The organism is Companilactobacillus halodurans (assembly GCF_009600985.1).
Taxonomy (GTDB): domain Bacteria; phylum Bacillota; class Bacilli; order Lactobacillales; family Lactobacillaceae; genus Companilactobacillus; species Companilactobacillus halodurans.
The window spans coordinates 1-1,861 of the sequence record NZ_VDFP01000086.1; the positions used below are offsets into that span (position 1 = coordinate 1).

1 protein-coding gene is annotated in these 1,861 nt (G+C 32.7%); it reads right to left on the reverse strand.

Features of this window, described 5'->3' with window-relative positions:
* Positions 1 to 448: 448 nt before the first annotated feature.
* Positions 449 to 1,861: aldehyde dehydrogenase family protein (locus tag FHL06_RS12610; protein ID WP_153386931.1), on the reverse strand; the 1,413-nt coding region annotated here is incomplete at its 5' end.

Consider the following 1,861-nt stretch of genomic DNA (forward strand, 5'->3'; position numbering starts at 1 on the left):
ACAATATCCCCAGTTTTAGCTTTACTTAAATTTTTACTTTGTTTCCAATCTATAACGTTAAATTTATTAAAGGCACCTACAACATCATAATATTGAACATTACAAGGTATAACCCATTGTGTATTTGTCATTTTCATATTCCCTCCCCATTTAAGAAATAATGTTAATCAAATTAACTCCTTATATAGTTTACATAATAGGTCGTTATCAGATGTAACCAAACATCTTCTGTTATATGATTTTTATGTATTAATTTAAAGTTATAAAAAGACCCCTTTTAAATAAGGAGTCTTTTAACTGATATAAAATAACAGTTATCTAAATAAAAAATCAGTTTTCAATCACTACTTAAATTTCGAGTTCTACAATGGTTTAAGTAGATTATTGCGACCTAATTTATTTGTTTCTTAAAGTTGCAATATCAATATGTCGTATAACATTTTATTTATTAATACAATCCTTTTAGTTCATTACTTGTATCAATAAATATATTTTTAACTTGTTGATAATTACTTAAGGCTTCTTTATATGTTTCTCGTCCAATACCTGATTTTTTATAACCACCAAACGGCGCGCCTTCTGGCACTTGATTATATGTGTTAATCCAAATGCGACCTGTTTTTACAGCTTTCGCAATGTTTAATGCACGTGTAATATCTTGGGAGAATACGCCTCCTGCTAAACCATACTCAGAATCATTAGCAATTTTAATTGCTTCTTCGTCATCTTTTACTTTTATAATTGTTAAAACAGGACCAAAAATTTCTTCTTGAGCTAATTTATCAGCATTATCTTTAACAGCGATTAATGTTGGTTCTAGGAAGTAACCACTATCTAAACCATCGTTAGTAATACGTTTACCCCCTGTGAGAATTTCAGCATTAGATTGTTCTGCATAAGTGATATAAGATTGGATTTTTTCCATCTGTTCTTGGCTTGTTTGACTACCCATTTGTGTTTTTTCATCTAATGGATCGCCTATTTTAATATTTGAAAAGGCTTCTTTTAGACGTGAAATTAATTTATCATATATACCTTCCTGAACCAGCAGACGAGATCCAGCACTACAAACTTCACCTTGGTTAAATAAAATTCCAAGTTGTATACCTTCGACAGCTAAATCTAAGTTAGCATCATCTAAGATGATATTGGCACTTTTACCGCCAAGTTCTAAAGTAGCTGGTACAATACGTTTTGCTCCGGCTTCAGCAACTTGATAGCCCACATTTGTTGAACCTGTAAACGAAAGCTTGTTAACACCTTCATGATTAAAAATAGCATTGCCAGATTCTGAACCTTTACCTGTTACTACGTTGACTACACCTTTAGGTAAAATTTCTTGGAAAATTTTAGCCACTTCTAATAAGCTTAAGGGCGTTGAGGAAGAAGGTTGAATAACAATTGTATTACCTGCTGCAATTGCTGGTGCTATCTTCCAAGATGCTAATAACATCGGGAAGTTCCAAGCTACAACTGCCCCTACGACGCCAATTGGTTCATGGCGAACGATGCTCATTGTATCTTTATCTATATCATTGACTGAACCTTCATGTGTTTCGATAACGCTTGCAAAATAATTAAAATGTCTTGCAGCGTATGGTATGTCAATACCTGAGGTTTCACGAATTGGTTTACCATTATTTAAGGTTTCGATTGTTGCAATTTTCTCTTTGTTTTCCATCATTTTATTACTAATTTGTCTTAATAAATTAGCACGTTCTGTTTTAGATGTTAAACTCCATGACTCAAATGCCTCTTGAGCTGCTGCTACAGCTGTATCTACATCTTTTTCATTAGCTTTGGTAATATGTGATAATGTTTCTCCTGTCGCTGGATTTTTAACTTCTAGTGTTTCATCACT